We start from the raw sequence: 25,039 nt of genomic DNA, 5'->3' as shown, positions 1-25,039 counted from the left end.
TTGGCGCTGCTTCTCATCTCTATACCCTTGAGTTCAAGATGATCCCCACATCTATTCTGGTTACTGGTGGTTCCGGCTTTTTAGGGAAAGCTATTGTTCAGCGTCTTGCGTTGGGGGAGGCGTTTGACCTCGTGGTACCTCTAAGAGCGCTCGGCACGGAGCTGCCCAGACGGGTGAAGGCCGTAAAGTTTTCCGATATTGATGGTCAATCCAACTGGAAAGAAGTTCTCGATGGCGTAACGGTTGTAGTGCATGCCGCCGCCCGCGTTCACCTGATGCATGAGCAGGCTACGGACGCCCTTGCTGCGTTTCGCAAGGTAAATGTAGAGGGCACTTTGAATTTGGCTCGGCAGGCCGCCGATGCCGGAGTCAAACGCTTCATATTCATCAGCTCCATCAAGGTAAACGGGGAGAATACATTAGCGGGCAAGCCTTTCACCGCGGATGACGAGCCAGCCCCCAACGATCCGTATGGCATCTCCAAGCTTGAGGCAGAGCAAGGTTTGCAGGATCTTGCGATCGCTACTGGCATGGAAATAGTGATTATTCGTCCCGTGCTCGTCTATGGCCCCGGTGTAAAAGCTAATTTTCTGAGCATGATGCAATGGCTTCATAGAGGCGTACCGTTACCTTTTGGAGCGGTCCGAAATCGTCGCAGCCTGGTCTACCTGGATAATCTTGTAGATTTAATAGTGACCTGTCTTGATCATCCGGCAGCGGCTAACCAAACTTTTCTGGCGAGCGACGGTGAGGATGTTTCTACTTCTGAACTGTTGCGCAAGCTTGCCAAGTGCTTGGGTACATCGGCACGTCTGTTACCCCTACCCGTTTGGTTAATGAGTGCGGGCGCGTCTATGCTGGGCAAGCAGGCCCTTGCTCAGCGTCTTTTCGGCTCGTTGCAGGTTGATCTCAATAAAAACCACCAACTTTTAGGGTGGGCTCCTCCGGTCAGTCTTGATCATGGTTTGAGTCTCACTGCACAACATTTCCTGGATTCTCGAAAATCATGAGTTATGCGTGGTTTATTCCGGTCATTGCCGGCATTTCTTTTTTTATGACCGCGCAACTGCGTAGCTATGCATTGTCTCGAAGCCTCATGGATGTCCCCAACGCGCGAAGCTCCCATTCGATTCCCACGCCTCGAGGTGGCGGGGTAGCCATTGTCGTAGCTTTTCTTTTGGCGTTGGCGCTTTTGTTCTTTATGGGCGTTATTTCGTTAGCCGACTTCCTGGCGATGGCTGGCGCAGGTGCCGCAATCGCGGTTATCGGATTTATGGACGACCACGGCCACATCGCCGCGCGCTGGCGTTTGCTCGGCCATTTTGCCGCGGCGGCCTGGCTGCTGGTCTGGATGGGTGGATTGCCTGCCATCGATCTGTTCGGCATCCAGGTCAATCTGGGTTGGGCCGGTCACGTGCTGGCTGCTTTTTATCTGGTGTGGTTACTCAATCTCTATAACTTCATGGACGGCATCGATGGCATTGCCAGCGTAGAAGCTATTTGTGCTTGTCTGGGCGCGTGCCTGCTTTACTGGTTGGCGGGTCTCGATTCGCTGATTTGGGGACCGTTGTTGCTCGCTGTTTCCGTTGCCGGTTTCCTCTGCTGGAATTTCCCACCCGCAAAGATTTTCATGGGTGATGCCGGAAGCGGCTTTCTTGGAATTGCACTGGGCGGGCTTTCTCTGCAGGCGGCGTGGGTCAGTACACCGATGTTGTGGGCCTGGTTGATTTTGCTGGGGGTATTCATCGTCGACGCAACATTTACGCTGTTCCGCCGTTTATTGAGGGGGGACAAGGTTTACGAAGCCCATCGCAGTCATGCTTACCAGTTCGCCTCACGGCGTTTCGGCAGGCATTTACCCGTCACGCTTGCAGTGGGTGTGATTAATATTTTCTGGTTGCTGCCGATAGCCGTGGGCGTGACACATTTCGGTCTGGACGGGGCCTTTGGCGTCGTTGTGGCTTACGTGCCATTGATCGCGCTGGCTATAAAGTTTCGGGCAGGGGATCTGGAAGATCCTGCGGTAAAGAACTAAGCACCAACTACTATGTCATTAGGTTTAGAGTGATCGCGCGGCGCCCATGAAATTTCACTAGCGTGATGGGGTCGTCGAGAGGAGGGACTGAGGTGTTTGAAGGGTTTATGGATAAAATCAGAGCATATCTGGTAGGGCTCCCCCGGCGCCGAAAAAGGTTGATACAGGTAACAACAGACATAATGCTGGTTTGGGCCGCGTTGTGGTTGGCATTCATCGTGCGTTTGGGTATCGATGATATGTACAACCCCTTCAAGGTTCACTTTTGGCTGTTTGTTTGCGCCCCTCTTGTCGCGATTCCCTTGTTTATCCGTTTCGGCATGTACCGTGCCGTGATGCGCTATTTCGGCAATGACGCCCTCATTGCCATCATCAAGGCCGTCAGCCTGTCTTCGCTGATCCTGGCGGTTGTGGTCTATTGGTACAGCAATCACGAAGCCGTGGTTCCGCGCTCCATCGTCTTCAACTATTGGTGGCTCAGCCTGGTCATCATCGGCGGCCTACGCCTGTGCATGCGTCAATACTTCATGGGCGACTGGTTCACCGCCGCCCAGCACGTACCGTTCACCAATCGCGATGACGGCCTGACCAAAGTTGCGATCTACGGTGCGGGCATGGCCGGCAATCAGCTGGTCGCGGCGCTTCGCATGGGGCGCGCCATGCGTCCTGTGGCCTTTATCGATGATGATCCGAGCATCGCGGATCGTTCGATTGCCGGGTTGCAGGTGTTCAAACCCAAACACATCCAGCAGATGATCGATGAAACCGGTGCGCAGGAAATTCTCCTGGCGCTTCCGTCATCGACCCGTGCCCGCCGTCGAGAAATCCTGACACTTCTGGAACGGTACCCGCTTCACATACGAAGTGTGCCGAACTTCTCCGATCTGGCCAGCGGCCGGGTCAAGGTCGAGGACATCCAGGAAGTGGATATCGCCGACCTCCTCGGACGCGACTCGGTGCCCGCGCAACCCGACTTGCTCGAACGCTGCATCAAAGGCAAGACCGTGATGGTCACGGGTGCCGGTGGATCGATCGGTGCCGAACTGTGCCGGCAAATCTTCTCGCTGGGGCCGACCACGCTGTTGCTGTTCGAGCACAGCGAGTTCAACCTCTACAGCATCTTGTCGGAGCTTGAGCAGCGGGCTTGTCGGGAGTCGGTTACTGTCCGATTGCTGCCGATCCTCGGCTCGATCCGGCATCAGGACAAACTGCTGGATGTGATGAAAACCTGGGGCGTGGACACGGTGTACCACGCCGCCGCCTATAAACACGTGCCAATGGTTGAACACAATATTGCCGAAGGCGTGCTCAACAACGTGATTGGCACGCTCAACACCGCTCAGGCGGCCTTGCAGTCGGGTGTTTCCAATTTTGTGCTGATCTCCACCGATAAGGCCGTACGCCCGACCAACATCATGGGCAGTACCAAACGCCTGGCAGAGTTGACCCTGCAAGCCCTCAGCCGTGAAATCGCCCCGGTGCTGTTTGGCGACAAGGCGAATGTGTCTCGGGTCAACAAGACCCGTTTCACCATGGTTCGCTTTGGCAACGTGCTGGGGTCTTCCGGTTCGGTGATTCCGCTGTTCCACAGCCAGATCAAATCCGGTGGCCCGCTGACGGTCACTCACCCAAAAATCACCCGCTATTTCATGACCATCCCCGAAGCCGCGCAATTGGTGATCCAGGCCGGTTCCATGGGGTTGGGCGGTGATGTGTTCGTGCTGGACATGGGCGAACCGGTGAAGATCGTCGAACTGGCAGAGAAGATGATTCACCTGTCCGGCTTGAGCGTGCGTTCGGAGAAAAACCTGCAAGGCGACATCTCCATCGAATTCACCGGTCTGCGTCCCGGCGAGAAGCTGTATGAGGAGTTGCTGATCGGCGACAACGTGGCGGCGACCCAGCATCCGATGATCATGAGCGCCAACGAAGATCATCTGCCCTGGGATGTGCTCAAGGGCCGCTTGAGAGAGTTGCTGGTGGCGGTTGATCGGGACGACTACGCGCGCGTCCGTCAGCTCCTGCGTGAAACCGTCAGCGGCTACACCCCGGACGGCGATATCGTTGACTGGATCTACCAGCAACGTCGCCTCGAACCCTGATTGTTTCACATCCTGTAACGGACACATTTTTGACAGGCTCCAGACATCGCCTAAGTTTGGGAGGCAGCTTCGGAAAAGCTGCTTTCTCAATCGATCTCATGGAGCGTCATTTATGCGTACTGGCTATTTCTACTCTCTGGTTTTTGCCCTGCTCACCAGCGCCTCTATCGGTGCCATTGCTGCACCGACAACGAAGCCGGAGGCTGGCAGTGCTCCTGTCGTGCTGGACGTTTCTCCTAAGGTACAGTCCGACAAGGTCGATCTGAATGCCGCCGACGCGCCAACCTTGCAGCGCGAGTTGTCGGGTGTGGGCGAGGCCAAAGCCAAGGCGATTGTTGCTTATCGTGAGGGTAATGGGCCGTTTGCGTCCGTCGACGAACTGCTGGAAGTGAAGGGGATCGGTAAAGCTATTCTGGATAAGAATCGCGAGAAGCTTGAGGTGAACTAAGCTTGTAGATCAACGCCAAGAAGGCCGGTCATTGACCGGCCTTTTTTGCATTCTGGCGAACGCTCGGAGGATGTGCCTTCTGTCGTCAGAATAAAAATTACGGCTATCATATGTTTGTTGGATTATGCCTATAATAAAAACATCATTCGCCAAAGCGTTCTGAGATTCAGGCGCTTGTCTTTCCATCAAGCACTCCCAGGAGCACAGTCATGACGTCCACTCAGTCCCAAGGTACGGCCCTTGTCACCGGTGCTTCTTCCGGTATCGGTGCGATTTACGCTGAGCGGTTGGCGGCGCGTGGTTTTGATCTGTTGCTGGTCGCTCGCGACGAGCAGCGACTGGAAGCGGCGGCGAGCACGTTGCGCGCCGAGCATGGCGTTCAGGTGGAGGTGCTCAAGGCGGACCTGACGCAAAAGGATGATGTGCTCAAGCTCGAGCAGCGCCTTCGCAGTGATTCGAGTATCAGCCTGTTGCTGAACAATGCCGGTGTCGCGGCGGATGGTTTGCTGGCCAATGCCGACATGGATCAGCTGGAACGCTTGATTCAACTGAACGTCACCACGGTCACGCGGTTGGCATCGGCAGCGGCTGCCAGCTTCGCCAAGGCCGGTCGTGGAACCATCATCAATATCGCCTCGGTGGTGGCGTTGTTTCCTGAGCGTTTCAATGCCACTTACACCGCGAGCAAGGCTTATGTGTTAAGTCTGACCCAATCGTTGAACGCTGAACTGGATGGCACTGGGGTCAAGGTCCAGGCTGTGTTGCCAGGCGTCACACGCACCGAAATCTGGGAGCGTTCCGGTGTCGATGCGACCCAGATCCCGGCGGACATGGTCATGGAAGCGGGGGAAATGGTCGATGCGGCGTTGGCCGGTCTGGACCAGGGTGAGTTGGTCACCATTCCTTCGTTGCCGGATGCCGCCGACTGGGATGCGTTTGTTGCGGCGCGTCATGTGATGGCGCCGAATCTTTCCAAAAGCAAGGCCGCCTCGCGTTACAAGTGAGGTGCCATCAATCGGCTTGAGGTAGTTGCGGTATGAGTGATCGTCGAGTGGTTGTAACGGGCATGGGCCTGGTGTCTCCGTTGGGTAGCGGTGTCGAAGCCGTCTGGGAGCGCCTGTTGGCCGGACGTTCCGGGTTGCGCAATTTGCCGGACGAGGTGGTTGCCGATCTGCCGGCCAAGGTCGGCGGCGCTGTGCCGACCCTGGCTGACGATGCCGAGGCGGGTTTTGACCCGGACCGGGCGACGCCGCCCAAAGAACAAAAGAAGATGGACCGCTTCATTCTGTTCGCCATGGAAGCGGCGCGTCAGGCGCTGGAACAGGCCGGTTGGCGGGCACAGGACGCCAATGCCCAGGAGCGCACCGCAACCATCATCGGTTCGGGCGTGGGCGGCTTCGGTGCGATTGCCGATGCGGTGCGCACCACGGACAGCCGTGGGCCGCGACGTTTGTCGCCGTTCACCATTCCGTCGTTCCTGGTCAACCTTGCCGCGGGGCATGTGTCGATCCAGCACGGTTTCAAAGGCCCGTTGGGCGCACCGGTCACGGCCTGTGCGGCCGGGGTTCAGGCGATTGGCGACGCGGCGCGGCTGATTCGTTGTGGTGAGGCGGACATTGCGGTGTGCGGTGGCGCGGAAGCGGCGATTGATCGCGTCAGTCTCGCCGGGTTTGCCGCAGCGCGGGCCTTGTCCAGTGGTTTCAACGACACCCCGGAACGTGCTTCTCGACCGTTCGACCGTGACCGCGATGGTTTCGTCATGGGCGAGGGCGCGGGTCTGCTGGTGATCGAATCCCTGGAGCATGCCTTGGCGCGCGGCGCTCAACCGCTGGCGGAGCTGGTCGGTTACGGCACCAGCGCCGATGCCTATCACCTGACAGCGGGCCCCGAGGATGGCAGTGGTGCGCGACGGGCGATGACGCTGGCCTTGGCTCAAGCGGGTGTTTCGCCAGCACAGGTGCAGCATCTCAATGCCCACGCCACGTCGACCCCGGTGGGCGATCTCGGCGAATTGGCGGCGATCAAGGCGCTGTTTGGCGCGGAAAACAAAATTGCGGTGACGTCGACCAAGTCGGCTACCGGGCATTTGCTCGGTGCAGCGGGCGGGATCGAGGCGATCTTTACGTTATTGGCCATTCGCGATCAGATCGTGCCGGCGACCCTCAATTTCGATAACCCGGACCCTGCCGCCCAGGGTGTGGACATCGTTCACGGTCAGGCGCGGCCGATGCCCATCGAGTATGCGTTGTCCAATGGCTTCGGCTTTGGCGGGGTCAACGCCAGCGTGTTGTTCAAGCGCTGGGAGGGTTAATCCCGGGTTGTTTCAGGTATTCGCGAGTGACGTCGAGAATCCGCTGGGCCAGCTCAGGATTCTCGACACTGCGCGATAGCAATAGCGCCCCGACCAGCGTCGACATAATGACGACGCTGCGGTCGGCGGCGTCCTCGCCTTCCAGGGTGCCTTGCACCTGTTCGAGCCGTGCGTTGAGCACCACGTCAGTGGTCGAGCTCGGCTGCCCGCGCATGCCGAGTTCCGATGACATGGTCAGCAGTGGGCAGCCTTCATGCGGTGAAGTCTTGTGCCATTCGGACAAATAGGTATCGATGAACGCTTCCAGCGGACGATCCCGGGCGAACAGGTCGGCACACACCACGTCCACCTCATCACCGGCCGCTTGCAGGGCCTTTTCCACCAGTTCGTCCTTGGACTTGAAATGCGAGTAAAAGCCGCCGTGCGTCAAGCCCAGTGCTTTCATGAGGGGTTGCAGGCCTGTCGCGCCAATGCCATCGCGGCGAAAGCGCGCTGAAGCTTCCTTGATAATGCGTTCGTGGGTCTGGGCTTTGTGGTCCTGCGAGTAACGCATGTCGAATCTCCGCAACAATGCGCCATATTAACCAATGAAAATGAGATGGTGACTGTACTTCTACTTCTAAAAAGCATGCAGATGCGTCCAACTCCGTCGTAAACGATTCGGTAAGTGGCACGAATAGTGATTACTCATTACTCGACGATTGTTGAACAATCACGAGGCGATGAGCATGAGCAGCGGACTGTCCCTGGCCGACCACATCACACTGGAGTTGCGCGCCGACATCATCGGCGGCCGTTTGCTGCCCGGCATGGCGCTGGTGGAAAACGATCTGGTGTCTGCCTACAACGCCTCCCGTAACACCATCCGCGAAGCGCTGCATCGCCTGGGACAGGAAGGTCTGACCCGCTATGTGCGCAACAAAGGCGTGATGGTGCGCAGGCTCGGCGTTGATGATGTGCGGGACCTGTTCAACGTCCGTCGCACCCTGGAATTGCAGGCCATCAGCGCGAGTCAGCCGCTGCGCGAGTATCAGTCCGACCGAATGCTTGAATCCCTGGAAGCCACCGAACTGGCCCGGGAACGCGAAGACTGGCGCGCCGTCGGCACCCATAGCCTGGCGTTTCATCAACACATCGTCGGGTTGCTGCGCAGCCCGCTGTTCGACGAGTTCTTCACCAACGTCGTCGCGCAATTGCGCCTGGTGTTTTGCAGCGCGCCCGACGAATCGAGCTTTCAGGCGCCCTGGCTTGCGCGCGACCGGCAGATACATGACTTGCTGGCCGAGGGCGACAAACGTGCGGCCGAAGACGCCATGAGCCTGTATCTCGACGATTCCGAACAACTCCTGTTGCGGTTGCTTGCTCCGATTTCCCATCACTGATCGAGGATTCGTGCCATGTACAAAGACTATCCGGCGGCCTATCAAGTCAGCAAAGGCTCGGCCTTGCAGGTGGACAAAGCGTTCTATGAGCGGATCCGCGACACCAAGGACGGGCGTACGCTGATCGAAGCCTTCGAGGTGCCAATCCGCACCGGCCGCGCCTGGAAAGTGCCGGCCGGACACGTGTTCCGGGTCACGACGCCTGTTGGCCCGCAAGTCGGCGATTTCAACGTCTGGAACGCCAACGATCCGCGCGAACGCTTGTGGGCGGCGCGGACCCGGCAGCTTCAGGGCGCGCATGTGAGCACCCATGACCGGCTGTGGTCTAACCTGCCTTTTTTACGGCCGCTGGTGACCATCACCGACGACAGCCTGGCCAGTTACGGTATCGACGAACATGGCGGCCGCTTGCACGATTTGCTTGGGACACGCTGCGATCCCTATGTGAACAAAATGCTCACCGGCGAAGATTTCCATCATCACTGCCACTCGAACCTGACGCGGGCGGTGTTACCTCATGGCTTGACTGAGTTCGACGTGCACGATGTGTTGAACATTTTCCAGTGCACCGGCCTGAACCACGACGACATGTATTTCATGAAAGCCTGTCCGGCGCAGAAGGGTGACTACCTGGAGTTTTTTGCCGAAATCGACCTGTTGTGCGCGCTGTCCACCTGCCCGGGTGGCGATCTGTCGCTGGCCATGTGGGGGCCGGATGCGCAGGATCCACTGAGCGTGTGTCGACCGCTCGGGGTGGAGATTTATCGCTTGGAGGATTCATTGCTCCAGGGCTGGAGCCAGCCTGAGCGTGCGGCGTACAAAGGGCTGCATGGCTTGCACATCGCCAAGGCGGATTGGGAAAAGTAGAAACGCAAAACCCTGTCATTCGATGAGAATGACAGGGTTTTTGTTTTAGCGGTCCTGAGCTTCCTTGGCATCCATTTCCGCATTGCGTTCGGCGACGCGTTTACGTTGCTCTTCGGTCAGATCGACCTTGGTGGCGGTGTCACGCAACATCATTAAACCGCCAACGATCGAGCCGATGGCAACGACCAGAATCAACCAGGCATACCAGGGCATAAGGGCTCTCCTTGAGGGCAGGCCGATTGGCGGGTTTTGCCAATCGATCGTGCATACCACTTTGAGCGATTGGATTTCGCACCAGTTCCATCGCAGTCGCTCCATTCTATGCCTGATAGGCCAGCGGTATCGCGACTGTTTAGAGCCCGGTCAACATTGCATCTGCCGGCGCATCGGCACGCAATTGCGCGGTCAGCATGAAGTACACGAAACCCACGGCCATGAAACCGAGGAAGATCACCCCGATCAGCGTGTTGAACCAGGCCATGGCCACCAGGCAGACCACCGCCAGCACCAGCGCAATCAACGGCACAAAGGGATAGCACGGCGCGCGGAACGTTCGCTCCAGGTTCGGCTCGGTTTTACGCAGTTTGAACAAGCTGAGCATGCTCATGATGTACATCACGATCGCCCCGAACACCGCCATGGTGATCATCGCTGCCGTCAGTGTCATGCCGCCGAGGTTGATCAAACCGTCGCTGTAGATCGCGGCGATGCCGATCACCCCGCCGGCGATGATTGCCCGGTGCGGTGTCTGGAAGCGTGACAGTTTGGCCAGGGACGCCGGCAGGTAACCGGCTCGGGCGAGGGCGAAGAACTGCCGTGAGTAGCCCAGGATGATCCCGTGGAAACTCGCAACCAGGCCGAACAGACCGATCCACACCAGCATGTGCAACCAGCCGGAGCTTTCACCGACCACGGTCTTCATGGCTTGCGGCAGCGGATCGTTGATGTTCGACAAGGTGCGCCAGTCGCCGACGCCGCCGGCAAAGAACATCACGCCCATCGCCAGCAATACCAGCGTCAGGATGCCGCTGATGTAGGCCTTGGGAATCGTGCGTTTCGGGTCCTTGGCTTCTTCGGCCGCCATGGCGGCGCCTTCGATGGCCAGGAAAAACCAGATGGCAAACGGAATCGCCGCGAACATCCCGGCAATCGCCGGTGCGCCGAACACGTCGGAGCCGGCCCAACCATTAAGCGCGAAGTTGCTGAAGCTGAACGCTGGGGCGACCACGCCCATGAACACCAACAACTCGGCAACCGCCAGCACGCAGACCACCAGTTCAAAGGTCGCCGCCAGTTTTACCCCGAGGATGTTCAAGCCCATGAACACGATGTACGCGCCGACTGCTGCGTGTTTCGGGTCGAGGGCGGGAAACTGCACGTTCAGGTAGGCACCAATCGCCAAGGCAATCGCTGGTGGAGCGAAGACGAATTCGATCAGGGTCGCCAGCCCGGCGATCAATCCGCCTTTCTCGCCAAAGGCGCGGCGGCTGTAGGCAAAAGGACCGCCGGCGTGAGGAATCGCGGTGGTCAGCTCGGTGAAACTGAAGATGAAGCAGGTGTACATGGTGGCGACCATGAACGAGGTCACCAGAAAACCCAGCGTGCCGGCCACGCCCCAGCCGTAACTCCAGCCGAAGTATTCCCCGGAAATCACCAGCCCGACCGCAATGCCCCACAGGTGCAGCGTGCCAAGCGTGGGTTTGAGTTGTGTGTTCATGCGTTTGCTCCCTGAACGGTTTGGAAAGCTCGGGGAGGGCGCGTGCAGTGGGCGTGCCAGTGTTGTGATGGCAGTCGTAAAGCGCAAAAAGGCGTCGTATCGAGGATGTTTGCGGCGTAATAAGCCTTTTTTGTGCGCCAGTTGGGAGCGTTGTTGCCTGTCCTGCCGCCTTCGCGAGCAAGCCCGCTCCCACATTTTGATTGGCGTCGAATACACATCCTGTGTTCGCTGAAGATCAAGTGTGGGAGCGGGCTTGCTCGCGAAGAGGCCCGCCCAGACGCCGCAAAACCCGCCTGTAACGCCAGCATAAACCCACTCTTTACGCTTTCTTTATGCACAGCCAACACCCTCGGTCTCGTTCCTTTACAGCCTCCCTGCCGACAATGACTCCACACGCGGCAATACGCCGTAACACGGAGAACTTCCATGAGCGTTCTGGACGGGGTGTCACTGCTGCTGGCAGTGGGGCTGTTCATTTATCTGTTGGTTGCGCTGTTGCGCGCGGACCGGAACTAGGAGCGGCTATGCACAGTTATGACTATTGGCTGATCCTTGCCTTCTTCGCCGTGGTGCTGATACCGGCACCGTTTCTAGGGCGTTTCTACTACAAAGTCATGGAGGGGCAACGCACCTGGCTGACACCGATCCTGGGGCCTGTGGAGCGTGGTTGCTATCGGGTGGCCGGCGTTGATCCGCAGGCCGAACAGAGCTGGCAGAAATACACCCTGGCCTTGCTCGCCTTCAACCTCGCGGGCTTCCTGCTGTTGTTCGCGATCCTGTTGTTCCAGGACCACTTGCCATTGAACCCGCAAAACCTGCCGGGTCAGGAGTGGACGCTGGCGTTCAACACCGCCATCAGTTTCATGACCAACACCAACTGGCAGGCCTACAGCGGCGAAGCGTCCCTGAGCTACCTCAGTCAGATGGCCGGCCTCACCGTGCAGAACTTCGTCAGCGCCGCCACCGGCCTCGCTGTGCTGGTTGCACTGTGTCGCGGTATCGGGCGCAAATCGACCAAGACCCTTGGCAACTTCTGGGTCGACATGACCCGCGCCACCCTCTACGGCTTGCTGCCACTGTGCCTGTTGCTGGCGCTGTACCTGGTCTGGCAGGGCGTGCCACAAACTTTCGCGCAGTACGTGAATGCCGTGACCATGCAGGGCGTTGATCAGGTGATCCCGCTCGGCCCGGCCGCCAGCCAGATTGCGATCAAGCAATTGGGCACCAACGGTGGTGGCTTCTTCGGCGTCAACTCGGCGCACCCGTTCGAGAACCCGACGGCGTGGAGCAACCTGTTCGAAGTCAGCTCGATCATTCTGATCCCGGTGGCGCTGGTGTTCACCTTCGGCCACTACGTGAAAGACCTGCGTCAGAGCCGCGCGATCATCGCCTGCATGCTGGCGCTGTTCCTGATCGGCGGCGCGACGTCGCTGTGGGCTGAATACCAGCCGAATCCGACCTTGAACAATGTCGCCGTCGAACAGACCGCGCCGCTGGAAGGCAAGGAAGCACGCTTCGGCACGACCGCCACGGTGCTGTGGTCGGTGACCACCACCGCGGCGTCCAACGGTTCGGTCAACGGCATGCACGACAGCCTCAACCCGCTGAGCGGCATGGTCGCGCTGGTCAACATGATGGTCGGAGAAGTGATCTTCGGCGGCGTCGGTGCCGGGCTCTATGGCATGTTGCTGAACGTGTTGATCGCGGTGTTCCTCGCTGGCCTGATGATCGGCCGCACACCGGAATACCTCGGCAAGAAGCTGCAGGCCAAGGAAGTCCAATTGCTGGTGGTGACCTTGCTGGTGATGCCGGTCGGCGTGCTGGTGCTCGGCGCGATTGCCGCGAGCCTGCCCGGCCCGGTGGCGGCGGTGAGTAACCCCGGTGCCCACGGTTTCAGTCAGTTGCTCTACGCCTACACCTCGGCCAGTGCCAATAACGGCTCGGCGTTCGGCGGCTTCGGCGCCAACACCGCGTTCCATAACCTGATGCTGGGCTTGGGCATGTTGATCGGGCGTTTCGGTTACATCCTTCCGGTACTGGCGTTGGCCGGCAGCCTGGCGATGAAGAAAACCGCACCGATCGGCCAGAACAGCTTCCCGACCCACGGCCCGCTGTTCGTGACCTTGCTGACCGTGACCATTTTGCTGGTGGGTGGTTTGACGTTCTTGCCAACCCTGGCTTTGGGCCCAATCGCTGAACACCTGAGCATGGGCTTCTAAGGAGTCAATGATGAATATGCCCGCAACTAAAACCGCCGCCGTCAAGGCGCCGGAACAACCGAAAACCGCGATCTCGGCCCTGTGGCGTCCGGCGCTGGTGCAAGCTTTCGTCAAGCTCGACCCACGGCAATTGCAGCGCGCACCGGTGATGCTGGTGGTCGAACTGACCGCGATCCTGACCACCGTGCTGTGCTTCATTCCCGACGCAGCGGTGCCGACCTTTGTCGCGGCGCAAATCGCCCTGTGGCTGTGGTTCACCGTGTTGTTCGCCAACTTCGCCGAAGCGCTGGCCGAAGGTCGCGGCAAGGCCCGCGCCGACAGCCTCAAGGCCGGCAGCGAGGGCCTGAGTGCCCGACGCAAAACCAGCAACGGCGCCTTTCAAGTCGTGCCGGCTACCAGCCTGCGCAAGGGCGACGTGGTGCGCGTTGAAGCCGGGGAAATGATCCCCGGTGACGGCGAAGTGATCGAAGGCATCGCGGCGGTCAACGAAGCGGCGATTACCGGTGAATCCGCGCCGGTGATCCGTGAGTCCGGCGGCGACCGTTCGGCCGTCACCGGCAACACCCGCCTGGTGTCCGACTGGTTGCTGGTGCGCATCACCGCGAACCCGGGCGAGTCGACCCTGGACCGCATGATCGCCCTGGTCGAAGGCGCCAAGCGCCAGAAAACCCCGAACGAAGTGGCGCTCGACATCCTGCTGATCGGCCTGACCCTGATCTTCCTGCTGGTGGTCGTGACCCTGCAACCGTTCGCCCACTTCGCCAACGGCAGCCTGCCGCTGGTGTTCCTGGTGGCGTTATTGGTCACGCTGATTCCGACCACCATTGGCGGCTTGTTGTCGGCCATCGGTATCGCCGGGATGGACCGTCTGGTACGCCTGAACGTGATCGCCAAATCCGGTCGCGCGGTGGAAGCAGCGGGTGACGTACACGTCTTGCTGCTGGACAAGACCGGCACCATCACCTTCGGCAACCGTCGCTGCACCGCGGTGTTCGCGGCCCCCGGCGTCACTGCCAAAGAACTCGCCGAAGGTGCGTTGTTCGCCTCGTTGGCGGACGACACCGCTGAAGGCAAATCCATCGTCGAGTACCTGCGCGGCTCTCAGCCACAACCTGAGCCGTCCACCGACCTGCTGACGGCCGTGCCGTTCAGTGCCGAGACTCGCCTGTCCGGTGTCGACTATCAGGGCCGCGTGTATCGCAAGGGCGCGGTGGATTCGCTGCTGGCCTTCGTTGGCCTGAAACGCGCCGACCTCGCCGCGTCGCTGTCGCGGGAAATCGACAAGATTGCCCAGAGCGGCGGCACCCCGTTGCTGGTCTGCGTCGACGGTAAATTGCTCGGTGCGATCCACCTCAAGGACGTGGTCAAGCCTGGCATCCGCGAACGTTTCGCCGAGCTGCGCAAACTGGGGATTCGCACGGTCATGGTGACCGGCGACAACCCGCTGACCGCTGCGGCGATTGCTGCCGAGGCGGGTGTCGATGACGTGCTGGCCGAAGCCACGCCGGAGAAAAAACTGGCGCGCATTCGTCACGAGCAGAACGACGGTCGCCTGGTCGCCATGTGCGGCGACGGTGCCAACGACGCCCCGGCGCTGGCCCAGGCGGACGTCGGCATGGCGATGAACGACGGTACACAAGCGGCGCGCGAGGCGGCGAACATGGTCGACCTCGACAGCGACCCGACCAAGCTGCTGGACGTGGTGCAGATCGGCAAGGAATTGCTGGTGACTCGCGGCGCATTGACGACGTTTTCCATCGCCAACGACGTGGCCAAATACTTCGCGATTCTGCCGGCGCTGTTCGCCTCCATCTATCCGCAACTGGGCGTGCTCAACGTCATGCACCTGAGCAGTCCGCAGAGCGCGATTCTCTCGGCGATCGTGTTCAACGCGTTGATCATCGTCGTGCTGATTCCGCTGGCATTGCGCGGCGTGCGGGTGCAAGCGGCGAGCGCGGCGGCGTTGCTGCGACGCAATCTGCTGATCTACGGGCTGGGCGGGATTCTGGTGCCGTTCGTGGGGATCAAGGCAATCGACATGCTGCTGACTGCCTTGCACCTGGTTTGACCCTGGATAAGCGGTGTGTCAGCCACACCGCCTTCGCGGGCAAGCCTCGCTCCTGCGGGGTTTGAGGTGTTCGCAAAACGTGTGCACGCCACCAACCCGTAGGAGCAAAGCTTGCTTGCGAAGAACACGACACGGTCCATCTGAATGAACGCAGCAGTTTTTATCCGAATTCGAGGATTTTGAAATGTCCACAATGATACGTCCGGCCTTGAGCCTGTTAGTGCTGATGACCCTGATCACCGGCGTCGCCTATCCCTTGGTGGTTACCGGCGTGGCCCAGGTCGCGTTCCCGGATCAGGCCAACGGCAGCCTGGTGCGCGACGCCGATGGTAAGGTCCGTGGCTCGTCGCTGATTGCCCAGGATTTCGTCGGTGACGCCTGGTTCCACCCACGGCCTTCGGCCGGTGCTTTTGCCACCGTGTCGAGCAGCGCCAGCAACCTCTCGCCCAGCAACCCGGCGCTGGCCACTCGGGTGATCGACGACGCCAGCAAACTGTTGGTGCCAGGCCAGGGGCCGGTGCCGCTGGCGATGCTGACCACCTCCGGCAGCGGCCTCGATCCACACTTGCCACCGGCGGCGATTGCCTATCAACTGGCGCGTGTCGCGGCGGCGCGCAACCTGCCGGTGTCTACGCTTCAACAATTGCTGGAGGCACACATCGAGCAGCCGCTGGTGGGGCCACCGGTGGTGAATGTGCTGGCACTGAACATCGCGCTGGAAAACCTGTAGATCGTTGGCACCGCCATTCGCGGGCAAGCCCGCTCCCACACTGGATCTGCGTCACACTGAAGATCAAATGTGGGAGCGGGCTTGCTCGCGAAGACGGCCTTGCAGACACCTCATCACGACCTGAATAAAAGAGAGCTTCAAGCATGAGTGACTCCGGCCGCGCCGACGCGCTGTTAGCAGACCTGCCCCGCGATGGCCGTGGCCGGCTCAAGGTTTTTCTCGGCGCGGCGCCCGGTGTCGGCAAGACGTACGCCATGCTGCAAGCGGCCCACACCCAACTACGCCAGGGTGTGAAAATCATCGCCGGCGTGGTCGAGACCCACGGCCGCGCCGAAACCGAAGCGCTGCTCGGCGGCTTGCCGCAGCAGCCGTTGGTGCGCTCGGAATACCGTGGCGTGGTGCTTGAAGAAATGGACCTCGACGGCCTGCTCGCGGCCAAACCGAAACTGGTGCTGGTGGACGAACTGGCCCACACCAACGCTCCCGGCAGCCGTCACGCCAAACGTTGGCAAGACATCCAGGAACTGCTCTCCGCCGGCATCGACGTGTTCACCACGGTCAACGTCCAACACCTGGAAAGCCTCAACGATCAGGTGCGCGGCATCACCGGCGTGCAGGTCCGTGAAACCTTGCCGGACTGGGTGCTGCAAGAGGCTTACGAACTGCTGCTGGTCGACCTGCCCCCGCGCGAACTGCTTGAGCGTCTGCGCGATGGCAAGGTCTACGTGCCGGAGCAGGCGCGGGCGGCCATCGACGCGTTCTTCACCCAGACCAACCTCACCGCGCTGCGCGAACTGGCGATGCAAACCGCCGCGGCCCAGGTCGATAACGATTTGGCCCAGGGTTATCGCCAACTCGGCCAGGATGCGCCGGCCGTGCGCGGTCGCTTGCTGGTGGGTGTCGACGGCGATGCGCAGGCCGAACGCCTGGTGCGGCATGCCAGCCGCGTCGCCCAGCGTCGGCACCTGCCGTGGAGCCTTGTGCATGTCGACAACGGCAGCGTGCGCGACGAGCAATCGCGCCTGCGCCTGCAAAGTGCCCAGCAACTGGCCGAGCGTCTGGGCGGCGAAGTGGTGTTGCTGCGGGCCGGCGAAGTGGCGAAAACCCTGATCCAGCACGCCGCCGAACGCCGCGCGAGCCTGGTCCTGGTCGGTCAGTCGCGACAGAGTTTGCGTCGACGACTGTTCGGCGGCGGCCTGGCGTCACGTTTGCTGCGCAATGCGCGTGGGCTGGAAATCAACGTCATCGACAGCGAACAAGAGCAGCACCCGCCACGGCAGCGTGCGGCGCATTCGCTGGTCTGGTTCGACTACGCGCTGGCGCTGGTGGCGACGGTGCTCGCCACCGCCCTGGCCTGGGCGGTGGCGAGTGTCTTGCCGTTGCCGAACATCTCGCTGGTGTTCCTCGCCGCTGTGTTGCTGGTGGCGGTACGCAGCAGCCTCGGCCCTGCGCTGGCCTGTGCGGCGCTGTCGTTCCTGACCTACGACTTTTTGTTCATCCCACCGAATTTCTCCTTCAGCATCCAGCGCGAAGAAGACGTGCTGACCTTGCTGTTCTTCCTGCTGATGGCGGCCCTCACTGGCAACCTCGCGGCGCGGCAGCGGCGGCAATTGCAGGCATTGCGCGACACCCAGGAAGAAACCACCGAACTGCTCGACCTGTCGCGCAAACTCACCGCCGCCACCGACCGTCAGGCCGTGGTCAGCGCCGCCGCCCAGCACCTCAACGGCTGGAGCGATCTGCAACTGTGCCTGCTCAATCGCGACAATCAGGGCGGCTGGAAAGTCGAGACCGGTGGCCCGCTGGAGTTCTCCGAAGCTGAACGCGCCGCCGCCGATTGGGCCTGGCAACACGATCAACCGGCGGGCGCGGGCACCGGCACGTTGCCGTTCGGGCGTTGGTGGTGGTGGCCGTTATCGGTGGAAGACGGGCCGCTGGCGTTACTCGGCGTGTGCGCCAAAGAAGGCCAGACCTTGAGCGGCCAGCGCCGCCGTTTGCTCACCGCGCTGAGCCAGCCGCTGGCCCAGGCGCTGGCCCGCGCACAATTGGCCGAAGACCTTGAAGCGGCGCGCCTGCACGGCGAAACCGAGCAACTGCGCAGCGCCTTGCTGGCCTCGGTGTCCCACGACTTGCGCACGCCGCTGACGTCCATGCGCGGCAGCATCGACAGCCTGTTGGCCCTCGGCGAAGCCATTCCGCTGGAGGACCGTCGCGAGCTGCTCGAAGGCACGCGCGATGAAGCCGAACGCCTCGATCGCTACATTCAAAACTTGCTGGACATGACTCGCCTCGGTCACGGTGCCCTGAAGCTGGCGCGGGACTGGGTGTCGCCGGCCGACATTGTCGGCAGTTCGCTCAATCGCCTGCGCGCCGTGCTGGCGCCGTTGCAGGTGAGCACCGAAGTGCCGCCGGAATTGCCGCTGCTCTTCGTCCACGCCGCACTGATCGAGCAGGCGCTGGTCAACGTGCTGGAAAACGCGGCGCGATTCTCACCGACTCACGGCCGTTTGCAATTGCGCGCCGGGGCCGATGATACCGAGCTGTTTTTTTCGGTCAGCGATGAAGGGCCGGGGATTCCGGAGGAGGAGCGGGCGAAGATTTTTGATATGTTCTACACCGCCGCGCGCGGTGATCGTGGCGGGCAGGGCACGGGGTTGGGGCTGGCGATTTGTCAGGGCATGGTCGGCGCTCACGGCGGGCGAATCAGCGTCGCCGACGGCATCGAAGGGCGCGGCACCTGCATCACGCTGCACCTGCCGTTGCAGGAACAACCGGCCTTTGAAAATTAAAAGCCGAAAGTGAAGCCTGAACGCACTTGCGCTACTCTCTTGCCACTCAATTTGTTGATGTGAATTCATGAGCCAGACCGCGACCATCTTGGTCATCGACGACGAACCGCAGATCCGCAAGTTCCTGCGCATCAGCCTGGTTTCCCAGGGCTACAAAGTGCTGGAGGCCGGTACCGGCACCGAAGGCCTGGCGCAGGCCGCGCTGAACAAACCGGACTTGCTGGTGCTCGATCTCGGCCTGCCGGACATGGACGGCCAGCAAGTGCTGCGCGAATTTCGCGAATGGTCGACGGTGCCGGTGCTGGTGCTTTCGGTGCGGGCCAGCGAAGGGCAGAAAGTCGAAGCGCTGGATGGCGGCGCCAACGACTACGTGACCAAACCGTTCGGAATACAGGAATTCCTCGCCAGGGTGCGCGCGTTGCTGCGTCAGGCGCCGGCCGGTGAAGCCCAGCAAGCGGCGCTGACGTTCGGCCCGTTGACCGTGGACCTGGCGTATCGCCGAGTGCTGCTCGATGGCACCGAAGTCGCGCTGACCCGCAAGGAGTACGCGGTGCTGGCGCAATTGGCGCGGCATCCGGGACGGGTCATCACCCAGCAGCAATTGCTCAAGGACATCTGGGGGCCGACGCATACCGACGACAGTCATTACTTGCGGATTGTGGTCGGGCATTTACGGCAGAAACTGACGGATGATCCGACCCAGCCACGGTTTATCGTGACCGAAGCGGGGGTGGGGTACCGGTTGTTGAGTGAGGGTGGTCTTTAGGTTTTGTGGTGAATGATCGGGCTCCATCGCGGGCAAGCCCGGCTCCCACAGGTTTTGAGGTGATTACAACATTTGTGAACGACACTAATCTTGTGGGAGCCGGGCTTGCCCGCGATAGGGCCCTCGAATTCACTCGAGAACTTCAGGAATCGCGCTCATTCTCATATCGATCCAGCGTATCCCGCGCAATCTCCCGCCCCAGCGCGATCAGCTCCGGTGCCTTGTAGAACTCGAAAAAACGGCACACGCGCTTCGGCACGTTGATCAGGATATCCGGCGGATACCCGGCAATCTTGTACTGCGCCAATGACGTTTGCATCACCTCGAAACTCTGGTTGATCAAGTCCAGTAAGGACGCCGGCCCGACGTTGTCGATGATGAACGAGCCGGTGGCCGACTTCGGCGCGCCGTCGCGTTCAGGCGCGGCCGCCGGTTGCTGGGCTTCGGGGTCGGCGGATTCGACCCAAGGGTTGATGTCGGCCGCTTCGGCCATCAACGCTTCCTTTTCCAGCAGCAGCAATTGTTCCGCCTGTCTGCGGCGGAACGGCAATTTTGAACCGAGCGAATTGATCAGGCTGTCAAAGCGGCTCTTGAACGCCGCCGGGCGCTGGATCACCGGCAGTTGATAGTGACGCTGGTTGGTCGAGTTGAGGTTGACCGCGATGATCAGGTCGCAGTGACTCGACACCACGGGCACGATCGGTAAGGGGTTGAGGATGCCGCCATCGACCAGCATGCGATTGCCCTGCATCACCGGGGTAAACAGGCTGGGGATCGCCGCCGAGGCGCGCATGGCCTGGTGCAGGCAGCCTTCCTGGAACCAGATTTCCTGCTGGTTGGTCAGGTCGGTGGCCACCGCGGTGTAGGGGATGCGCAGGTCTTCGATATTGATCTCGCCGACGATCTTGCGGATTTGCCCGAAGACCTTTTCTCCACGAATCGCGCCGAGACGAAAACTGACGTCGACCAGGCGCAAGACGTCGAGGTAGTCCAGGCTCTCGATCCAGTCGCGATAATCATCGAGCTTGCCGGCGGCGTAGATTCCGCCGACCACCGCGCCCATGGAACAACCGGCAATGCAGGCAATGTCGTAGCCACGCCGTTCGATTTCTTCAATGACCCCGATATGGGCATAGCCTCGGGCCCCGCCAGAGCCCAGTACCAGTGCGACACGCTTTTTCATGAATCGCCCTCGTCTGACAAGGTTCAACAATGCACCCATCGAGGGGCGCGCTTCAATCGCTAAGGTCGCTCGGTGAGGGGAGGGCGTCGTTTTTTCGACACTCCATGGCGGCAGTTGGGTATTCTCGCAGCGCTGTAGTTTCCAGGGCGGGACCAAGGCACTTTTTACGCGCCTGACCGTCTTACCTGCACGACTGTTTACCTATTGTTGAGGTGTGAGTGATGAAAGCCTGGATCTGTGTGCCATTGATTGCCCTGGCACTTGCCGGTTGTGCCGGCAAAACCGCTTATCGCGACAGCTGCGGCAGCGGGCTCGATGCGGCGTGGCATGAGCTGGACCTGGCCAAGGCCGAAGGTTTCGCCGGCACCGTCAGCTACTCCAAGGCCCTGTCGCTGTTGACCGCGGCCAAGACCCAACAGCAATTCGAAGGCTTCGAAGGCTGCGCCAAGAAAGCCGAGAAGGCGCGCTTCTATATTCGTGAGTCACGTGCCGGCCGTTGAGGCATGATGTAGGGAATAGGGGAAACTCGATTCAGGGAGCAAGCGATGTCTGCCTTGGTTGATCGGTTGGTGGCTCATGTCCTGGGCCTGGAAGTTCGTCTGCTGGCCTGTCAGGCACGCTTGAGTGCCCGTACCGACCCGGAAGCGCTGCATGACTTGCGCACCACGGTTCGCCGTATGCGCAGTCTGTTGCGACCCTTGCGCGGCTTGCCGGGCGTCGAACAACTGGAAGCGGCGGCGTCCCGGGTCGGCGACCTGACCACGCCGCTGCGCGATCGCGAAGTGCTGGCGGCGTATTTGCTCGAGCACGGTCAACCCGAGGCGGCGCATCGGCGCATGGTGCTGATGGCGGAGGCTTATCCGGCGGTCGCGCACAGTTCGGAGCTTGCACAGTTGCTGATGATCTTCGACGCCTTTCCGCGGTTTTTGCGGGCTTCCCAGCGTCAGGGGTTACTCAAGGGATTGCGTAAACGCATCGAAAAACGCCTGGGCAAGCAGTGGAAGAAACTCGACCAGGCGCTACGCGACCCGGCCCATGATCGTCATCGCTTGCGCCTGCTGATCAAGCGGGTGCGCTATGGCATTGAGGCCTATCCCGAACTTGATCGTTTGCCGAAGCAGGCGCTGCCCCGACTCAAATCGGCCCAGGGTGCTTTAGGCGATTGGCACGACAGCTGGCAATGGCTGGCGAGGGCCGAAGAGGAGGCGGATTTGCAGCCCTGTGTCGCGGCCTGGAAAACCACCATGGCCAAAGCCGAAGCCCGCGCCGACCGCGTTCTCGACAAACTCGGCGACAGCTGTTTCAAATCCTGAAATCATCGCATATCCCTGTGGGAGCGGGCTTGCCCGCGATAGCGGTCTGACAGTCGACATTAATGTTGAATGTGCTGGCCTCATCGCGGGCAAGCCCGCTCCCACATTTGTTTTGTATTGGATAGAGAATGAGTGTTCGAGCCGGATGCGTCCCTTCTGTCAGTCAATTTGGCCGAAATAGGCACTGTGCAGTCATGACAGGCTGGTTAAGATCCCTTCATTCTTTTCGTGCTTCTGAGGTTTTCATGCGCTTTTCCGATCTGCTCGACGCCGTCCGCAGCCAGCCTCTGGAGCTGTCTATCCCGGCCGAATGGGCTCAGGGGCGAGCCAGTTTTGGTGGCCTGGTGGCCGCACTGCAATACGAAGCCATGCGCGCGAAGGTTCCGGCGGATCGTCCGGTGCGATCGCTGGCGATCACCTTTGTCGGGCCGGTCGAGCCCGAAGTGCCGGTCAGCTTTGAAGTCGATGTGTTACGCGAAGGCAAGGCCGTCAGCCAAGTACTGGGCCGGGCGGTGCAGAAGGGCCAGGTGGTGACATTGATCCAGGGCAGCTTCGGTGCCTCGCGCCCCTCCGAAGTGGCGGTCACCGCCGAACCGGCGCCGGAAATGAAGCACTGGGACGACTGTCAGGAACTGCCCTACATCAAAGGTGTAACCCCGGAATTCATGCGCCACCTGGCGATGCGCTGGAGCGTAGGCGGCCTGCCGTTTACCGGCAACAAATCCCGCGAGATGGGCGGTTGGGTGCGTTTGCGTGGGGATGTGAAGGAGGAGGCCGTCAGCGAGTCGCACATTCTGGCGCTGGTGGACGCGTGGCCACCGGCCTTGTTGCCACACCTGAAGAAACCGGCAATGGGCAGCACGCTGACCTGGACCATCGAATTCGTCCAGCCGTTGCTGGCGCTGAGTACGCTGGACTGGTGCAAATACCTCGTCGAAACCGAACACGCGGCCGACGGCTACGGTCACGCCGCCGCGAAGTTGTGGGACGTGGACGGTCGGTTGATTGCCATGAGCCGGCAGACGGTGACGATTTTTGCCTGATCAGTGACGACGGTGGCGCTCACGCCAGGCGCGCCACCAACCGCCGCTGAGGAAAAACCGAGGGAAGGTCAGGAACTGCTCGACCAGCAGGCGTGACATCGCATCTTTGCGATCACTGAATGGCTCGGAGGCTTGCGCCTCCAGGCTGTGCCCGTGACGTTGCAGGCCCAGCGCGGCGAGCAGGCCGATGACGCCGATGGCGATATTGGCAAAGCTCAGGCCGAACACCCCGGAAACAATCAGCAGAAACGCCACGATGAACAGCGGCACGGCAATCAGGTGCAGCACCAGATTGGTCGGGTGCTGGTGATTGTTCGGGTAGGCACGCCATTGCCAGGCGGGAAGGTTGGGGTGACGTTTGCCCATGATGCTAATCCTCGATCCATGTTGAACACATGATTGAAGAATAGGCCCGGCGCATGCGCGGGGCGAATCGAGGTTGGCTATTGGTGCGATAGGGGTCATGGTCAATATTGATGTTGACCGGGTGGACGCCTTCGCGGGCAAGCCCGCTCCCACAGGTAATGCGCAAATTTTGAAACAGCGCTAATCCTGTGAGCGGGCTTGCCCGCGAAGAGGCCGTTACAGCTTGAGCTGCCCGATGGCCTTGCTCAACTCCCCAGCCAGCGCCGCCAACTCATTACTGGTGGTCGCCGAATCCACCGTCTGCTGCACAGTGTTCTCGGTCACGTCGCGAATGCTCACCACCGCCCGATTCATCTCTTCCGCCACATGGCTCTGCTGCTCGGCCGCCACTGCGATCTGCGTATTGCTTTCACGCATCTGCGCCACCGCGCTGGTGATTTCCGCCAGCGCTGCACCGGCCTCTTGCGCCTGCTGCACGCAATCGTCAGCCTTGAACGAGCTCTCCTGCATAAAGTCCACGGCATCCCGAGTCCCGGCCTGCAACGCGGCCACCATGATCGTGATCTCATCGGTAGACGTTTGCACCCGCTTGGCCAGGTTGCGCACCTCATCGGCCACCACCGCAAAACCACGGCCCATTTCACCCGCGCGGGCCGCTTCAATCGCTGCGTTCAGCGCCAGCAGGTTGGTTTGCTCGGCGATGCTGTGAATCACGCCGACTACGCCGTTGATCTTCTGACTGTCTTCGGCCAGGCGCTGAATCATCTCGGCGGTCTGTTGCACGCCGGAGGACAACCCGGCAATCGACTTCTGCACCCGACTGACCACTTCCTGCCCGCTGCCGGCCAGGGTGTCGGCGGTTTGCGAAAGGTCGCGGGTGGCGCCGGCGTGTTGGGCGATGTGGTAGACGGTGGCGGTCATCTCATTGATCGCCGTGGCCGCTTGGTCGGTTTCGCTTTGCTGACCGAGCATGCCGTGGCGTACCTCGTTCATGCTCGACGCCAGCCGCGCCGCGCCGACATCCAGTTGCCGGGCGGTGCTGGCCACGGTGTTGACCACCCGTTGATAACCGGCCTGCATCGCATTGAAGGCGTTGGCCATCTGCCCGACTTCATCGGTACAGGCGAGCGGGACACGGGCCGAGAGGTCGCCGGTTTTTTCGACGTGCAGCATCACGTCTTTCAAGGTATTGAGCTGGCTGAGCAGAAAGCGGATCAACAATTGCGAGGCACCGAGCATCGCCAACATCAGGATCGCCACCGCCACGGCATAGTTGCCGAAACGCTCACCGAACACCTGGGCCAGGCTCGGAACGTACGCCACCACAGCGGCCTGCTGGCCGTCGGTGCGAGTGAACACTTCGGCCCCCATCAACAGGTTGTCGCCGAACAACGGCATGGGATTGATCTCGACCCAACCGTTGCTATCGGTCAGCTCCAGCACCGGTTGGCCGTTGAGCAACGGTGCTTGCCCGTGACTGAACGTCAGCAGGTGATCGGCCTTCGGCAGCGCCTGCCCGGCCGGCCAGGCGCTGAGCAAGCGCGCCTGGGCCTGGGCCGACACCTGGGCGGCGTGGCTGCGGGCCTGTTGCTCAAGCTGCACGGCGTACAGCACGAGCATCAGCGTGGTGACGAAGGCGACGGCGTTGACCGCCCAGAATTTGTATTTCAGCGAGATGTTGCTAAGCCAGGCACCCATGG

23 protein-coding genes are annotated in these 25,039 nt (G+C 60.8%); 17 read left to right on the top strand and 6 right to left on the bottom strand.

Going from position 1 to position 25,039, the window contains the following annotated elements; all coding sequences use genetic code 11:
* Nucleotides 1-38: 38 nt before the first annotated feature.
* The 6 genes from ACA057_RS23265 to fabF all read left to right on the top strand — a co-directional run bounded on the left by ACA057_RS23265 (nt 39) and on the right by fabF (nt 6,896).
* Nucleotides 39-1,010 (top strand): UDP-glucose 4-epimerase family protein, encoded by a 972-nt coding sequence (locus tag ACA057_RS23265; protein WP_497342690.1) that lies wholly within the window; start codon nt 39-41, stop codon nt 1,008-1,010.
* The gene (locus ACA057_RS23260; protein WP_497342688.1) at nt 1,007-2,035 is read left to right on the top strand and encodes an MraY family glycosyltransferase; all 1,029 of its coding nucleotides are present in this window, start codon (nt 1,007-1,009) and stop codon (nt 2,033-2,035) included. Before ACA057_RS23265 ends, ACA057_RS23260 begins: the two co-directional genes overlap by 4 nt.
* 107 nt (nt 2,036-2,142) lie before the next feature.
* Nucleotides 2,143-4,137 (top strand): polysaccharide biosynthesis protein, encoded by a 1,995-nt coding sequence (locus ACA057_RS23255; RefSeq protein ID WP_497342686.1) that lies wholly within the window; start codon nt 2,143-2,145, stop codon nt 4,135-4,137.
* A gap of 112 nt (nt 4,138-4,249) precedes the next feature.
* Nucleotides 4,250-4,585: a ComEA family DNA-binding protein gene (locus ACA057_RS23250; RefSeq protein WP_497342684.1), complete on the top strand. Its 336-nt coding sequence runs from the start codon at nt 4,250-4,252 to the stop codon at nt 4,583-4,585.
* Nucleotides 4,586-4,794: 209 nt separating this feature from the next.
* Nucleotides 4,795-5,589: an SDR family NAD(P)-dependent oxidoreductase gene (locus ACA057_RS23245; protein ID WP_497342682.1), complete on the top strand. Its 795-nt coding sequence runs from the start codon at nt 4,795-4,797 to the stop codon at nt 5,587-5,589.
* A gap of 32 nt (nt 5,590-5,621) precedes the next feature.
* Entirely contained in the window at nt 5,622-6,896 is a 1,275-nt protein-coding gene (fabF, locus tag ACA057_RS23240) for a beta-ketoacyl-ACP synthase II (protein WP_497342680.1), read from the top strand.
* Here fabF and ACA057_RS23235 read toward each other — a convergent pair.
* Complete coding sequence (locus tag ACA057_RS23235; RefSeq protein WP_497342678.1) at nt 6,877-7,449, bottom strand: TetR/AcrR family transcriptional regulator; 573 nt, start codon at nt 7,447-7,449, stop codon at nt 6,877-6,879. The genes fabF and ACA057_RS23235 overlap by 20 nt on opposite strands.
* A 175-nt stretch (nt 7,450-7,624) precedes the next feature.
* Between ACA057_RS23235 and ACA057_RS23230 the strand changes: the two genes are divergently transcribed.
* Both ACA057_RS23230 and ACA057_RS23225 read left to right on the top strand, forming a co-directional pair.
* Nucleotides 7,625-8,278: a GntR family transcriptional regulator gene (locus tag ACA057_RS23230; protein WP_497342676.1), complete on the top strand. Its 654-nt coding sequence runs from the start codon at nt 7,625-7,627 to the stop codon at nt 8,276-8,278.
* A gap of 15 nt (nt 8,279-8,293) precedes the next feature.
* Complete coding sequence (locus ACA057_RS23225; RefSeq protein ID WP_497342674.1) at nt 8,294-9,145, top strand: urea carboxylase-associated family protein; 852 nt, start codon at nt 8,294-8,296, stop codon at nt 9,143-9,145.
* Nucleotides 9,146-9,190: 45 nt separating this feature from the next.
* Here ACA057_RS23225 and ACA057_RS23220 read toward each other — a convergent pair whose 3' ends face one another.
* Together ACA057_RS23220 and eat are read right to left on the bottom strand one after the other, a co-directional pair.
* Nucleotides 9,191-9,358 carry a DUF2897 family protein gene (locus ACA057_RS23220; RefSeq protein WP_081744012.1) on the bottom strand — a complete coding sequence of 56 codons (168 nt, stop codon included), beginning with the start codon at nt 9,356-9,358 and terminating at the stop codon, nt 9,191-9,193.
* 139 nt (nt 9,359-9,497) lie between these two features.
* A complete protein-coding gene (gene eat, locus ACA057_RS23215; protein ID WP_497342671.1) occupies nt 9,498-10,862 on the bottom strand; it encodes an ethanolamine permease in 1,365 nt (454 codons plus the stop codon).
* 426 nt (nt 10,863-11,288) lie between these two features.
* On the opposite strand from eat, the gene kdpF reads away from it, so the two are divergent.
* The 6 genes from kdpF to ACA057_RS23185 all read left to right on the top strand — a co-directional run bounded on the left by kdpF (nt 11,289) and on the right by ACA057_RS23185 (nt 19,434).
* Complete coding sequence (kdpF, locus tag ACA057_RS23210) at nt 11,289-11,378, top strand: K(+)-transporting ATPase subunit F (protein WP_007899818.1); 90 nt, start codon at nt 11,289-11,291, stop codon at nt 11,376-11,378.
* Nucleotides 11,379-11,386: 8 nt separating this feature from the next.
* The gene (gene kdpA / locus ACA057_RS23205; RefSeq protein WP_497342669.1) at nt 11,387-13,081 is read left to right on the top strand and encodes a potassium-transporting ATPase subunit KdpA; all 1,695 of its coding nucleotides are present in this window, start codon (nt 11,387-11,389) and stop codon (nt 13,079-13,081) included.
* A 10-nt stretch (nt 13,082-13,091) separates the two neighbouring features.
* On the top strand, nt 13,092-15,149 hold the full coding sequence (gene kdpB, locus ACA057_RS23200) for a potassium-transporting ATPase subunit KdpB (RefSeq protein WP_497342667.1): 2,058 nt from the start codon (nt 13,092-13,094) through the stop codon (nt 15,147-15,149).
* Between the two features lie 184 nt (nt 15,150-15,333).
* Nucleotides 15,334-15,879, top strand: coding sequence for a potassium-transporting ATPase subunit KdpC (kdpC, locus tag ACA057_RS23195; RefSeq protein ID WP_497342665.1), 546 nt, complete (start codon nt 15,334-15,336; stop codon nt 15,877-15,879).
* A gap of 143 nt (nt 15,880-16,022) precedes the next feature.
* Nucleotides 16,023-18,668, top strand: coding sequence for a DUF4118 domain-containing protein (locus tag ACA057_RS23190; protein ID WP_497342663.1), 2,646 nt, complete (start codon nt 16,023-16,025; stop codon nt 18,666-18,668).
* Nucleotides 18,669-18,735: 67 nt separating this feature from the next.
* Nucleotides 18,736-19,434, top strand: coding sequence for a response regulator (locus ACA057_RS23185; RefSeq protein WP_497342661.1), 699 nt, complete (start codon nt 18,736-18,738; stop codon nt 19,432-19,434).
* A gap of 142 nt (nt 19,435-19,576) precedes the next feature.
* Here the strand turns inward: ACA057_RS23185 and ACA057_RS23180 are convergent, their stop codons facing one another.
* Complete coding sequence (locus ACA057_RS23180) at nt 19,577-20,617, bottom strand: patatin-like phospholipase family protein (protein ID WP_497342659.1); 1,041 nt, start codon at nt 20,615-20,617, stop codon at nt 19,577-19,579.
* A 221-nt stretch (nt 20,618-20,838) separates the two neighbouring features.
* Between ACA057_RS23180 and ACA057_RS23175 the strand changes: the two genes are divergently transcribed.
* From ACA057_RS23175 to ACA057_RS23165, 3 genes are all read left to right on the top strand, one after another.
* Nucleotides 20,839-21,117 (top strand): hypothetical protein, encoded by a 279-nt coding sequence (locus tag ACA057_RS23175; RefSeq protein ID WP_046047942.1) that lies wholly within the window; start codon nt 20,839-20,841, stop codon nt 21,115-21,117.
* 45 nt (nt 21,118-21,162) lie between these two features.
* Nucleotides 21,163-21,930 (top strand): CHAD domain-containing protein, encoded by a 768-nt coding sequence (locus ACA057_RS23170; protein ID WP_497342656.1) that lies wholly within the window; start codon nt 21,163-21,165, stop codon nt 21,928-21,930.
* Between the two features lie 245 nt (nt 21,931-22,175).
* Nucleotides 22,176-22,973 (top strand): acyl-CoA thioesterase, encoded by a 798-nt coding sequence (locus tag ACA057_RS23165; RefSeq protein WP_497342654.1) that lies wholly within the window; start codon nt 22,176-22,178, stop codon nt 22,971-22,973.
* Here the strand turns inward: ACA057_RS23165 and ACA057_RS23160 are convergent, their stop codons facing one another.
* Entirely contained in the window at nt 22,974-23,339 is a 366-nt protein-coding gene (locus ACA057_RS23160; protein ID WP_401354395.1) for a terminase, read from the bottom strand.
* A gap of 216 nt (nt 23,340-23,555) precedes the next feature.
* A complete protein-coding gene (locus tag ACA057_RS23155) occupies nt 23,556-25,037 on the bottom strand; it encodes a methyl-accepting chemotaxis protein (protein WP_497342652.1) in 1,482 nt (493 codons plus the stop codon).
* Between the last annotated feature and the right edge of the window lie 2 nt (nt 25,038-25,039).

The sequence above is a fragment of the Pseudomonas sp. LBUM1661 genome (assembly GCF_059695925.1).
Note: the sequence above shows the minus strand (reverse complement) of the source record. Positions and strands in the feature narration are given on the sequence as shown.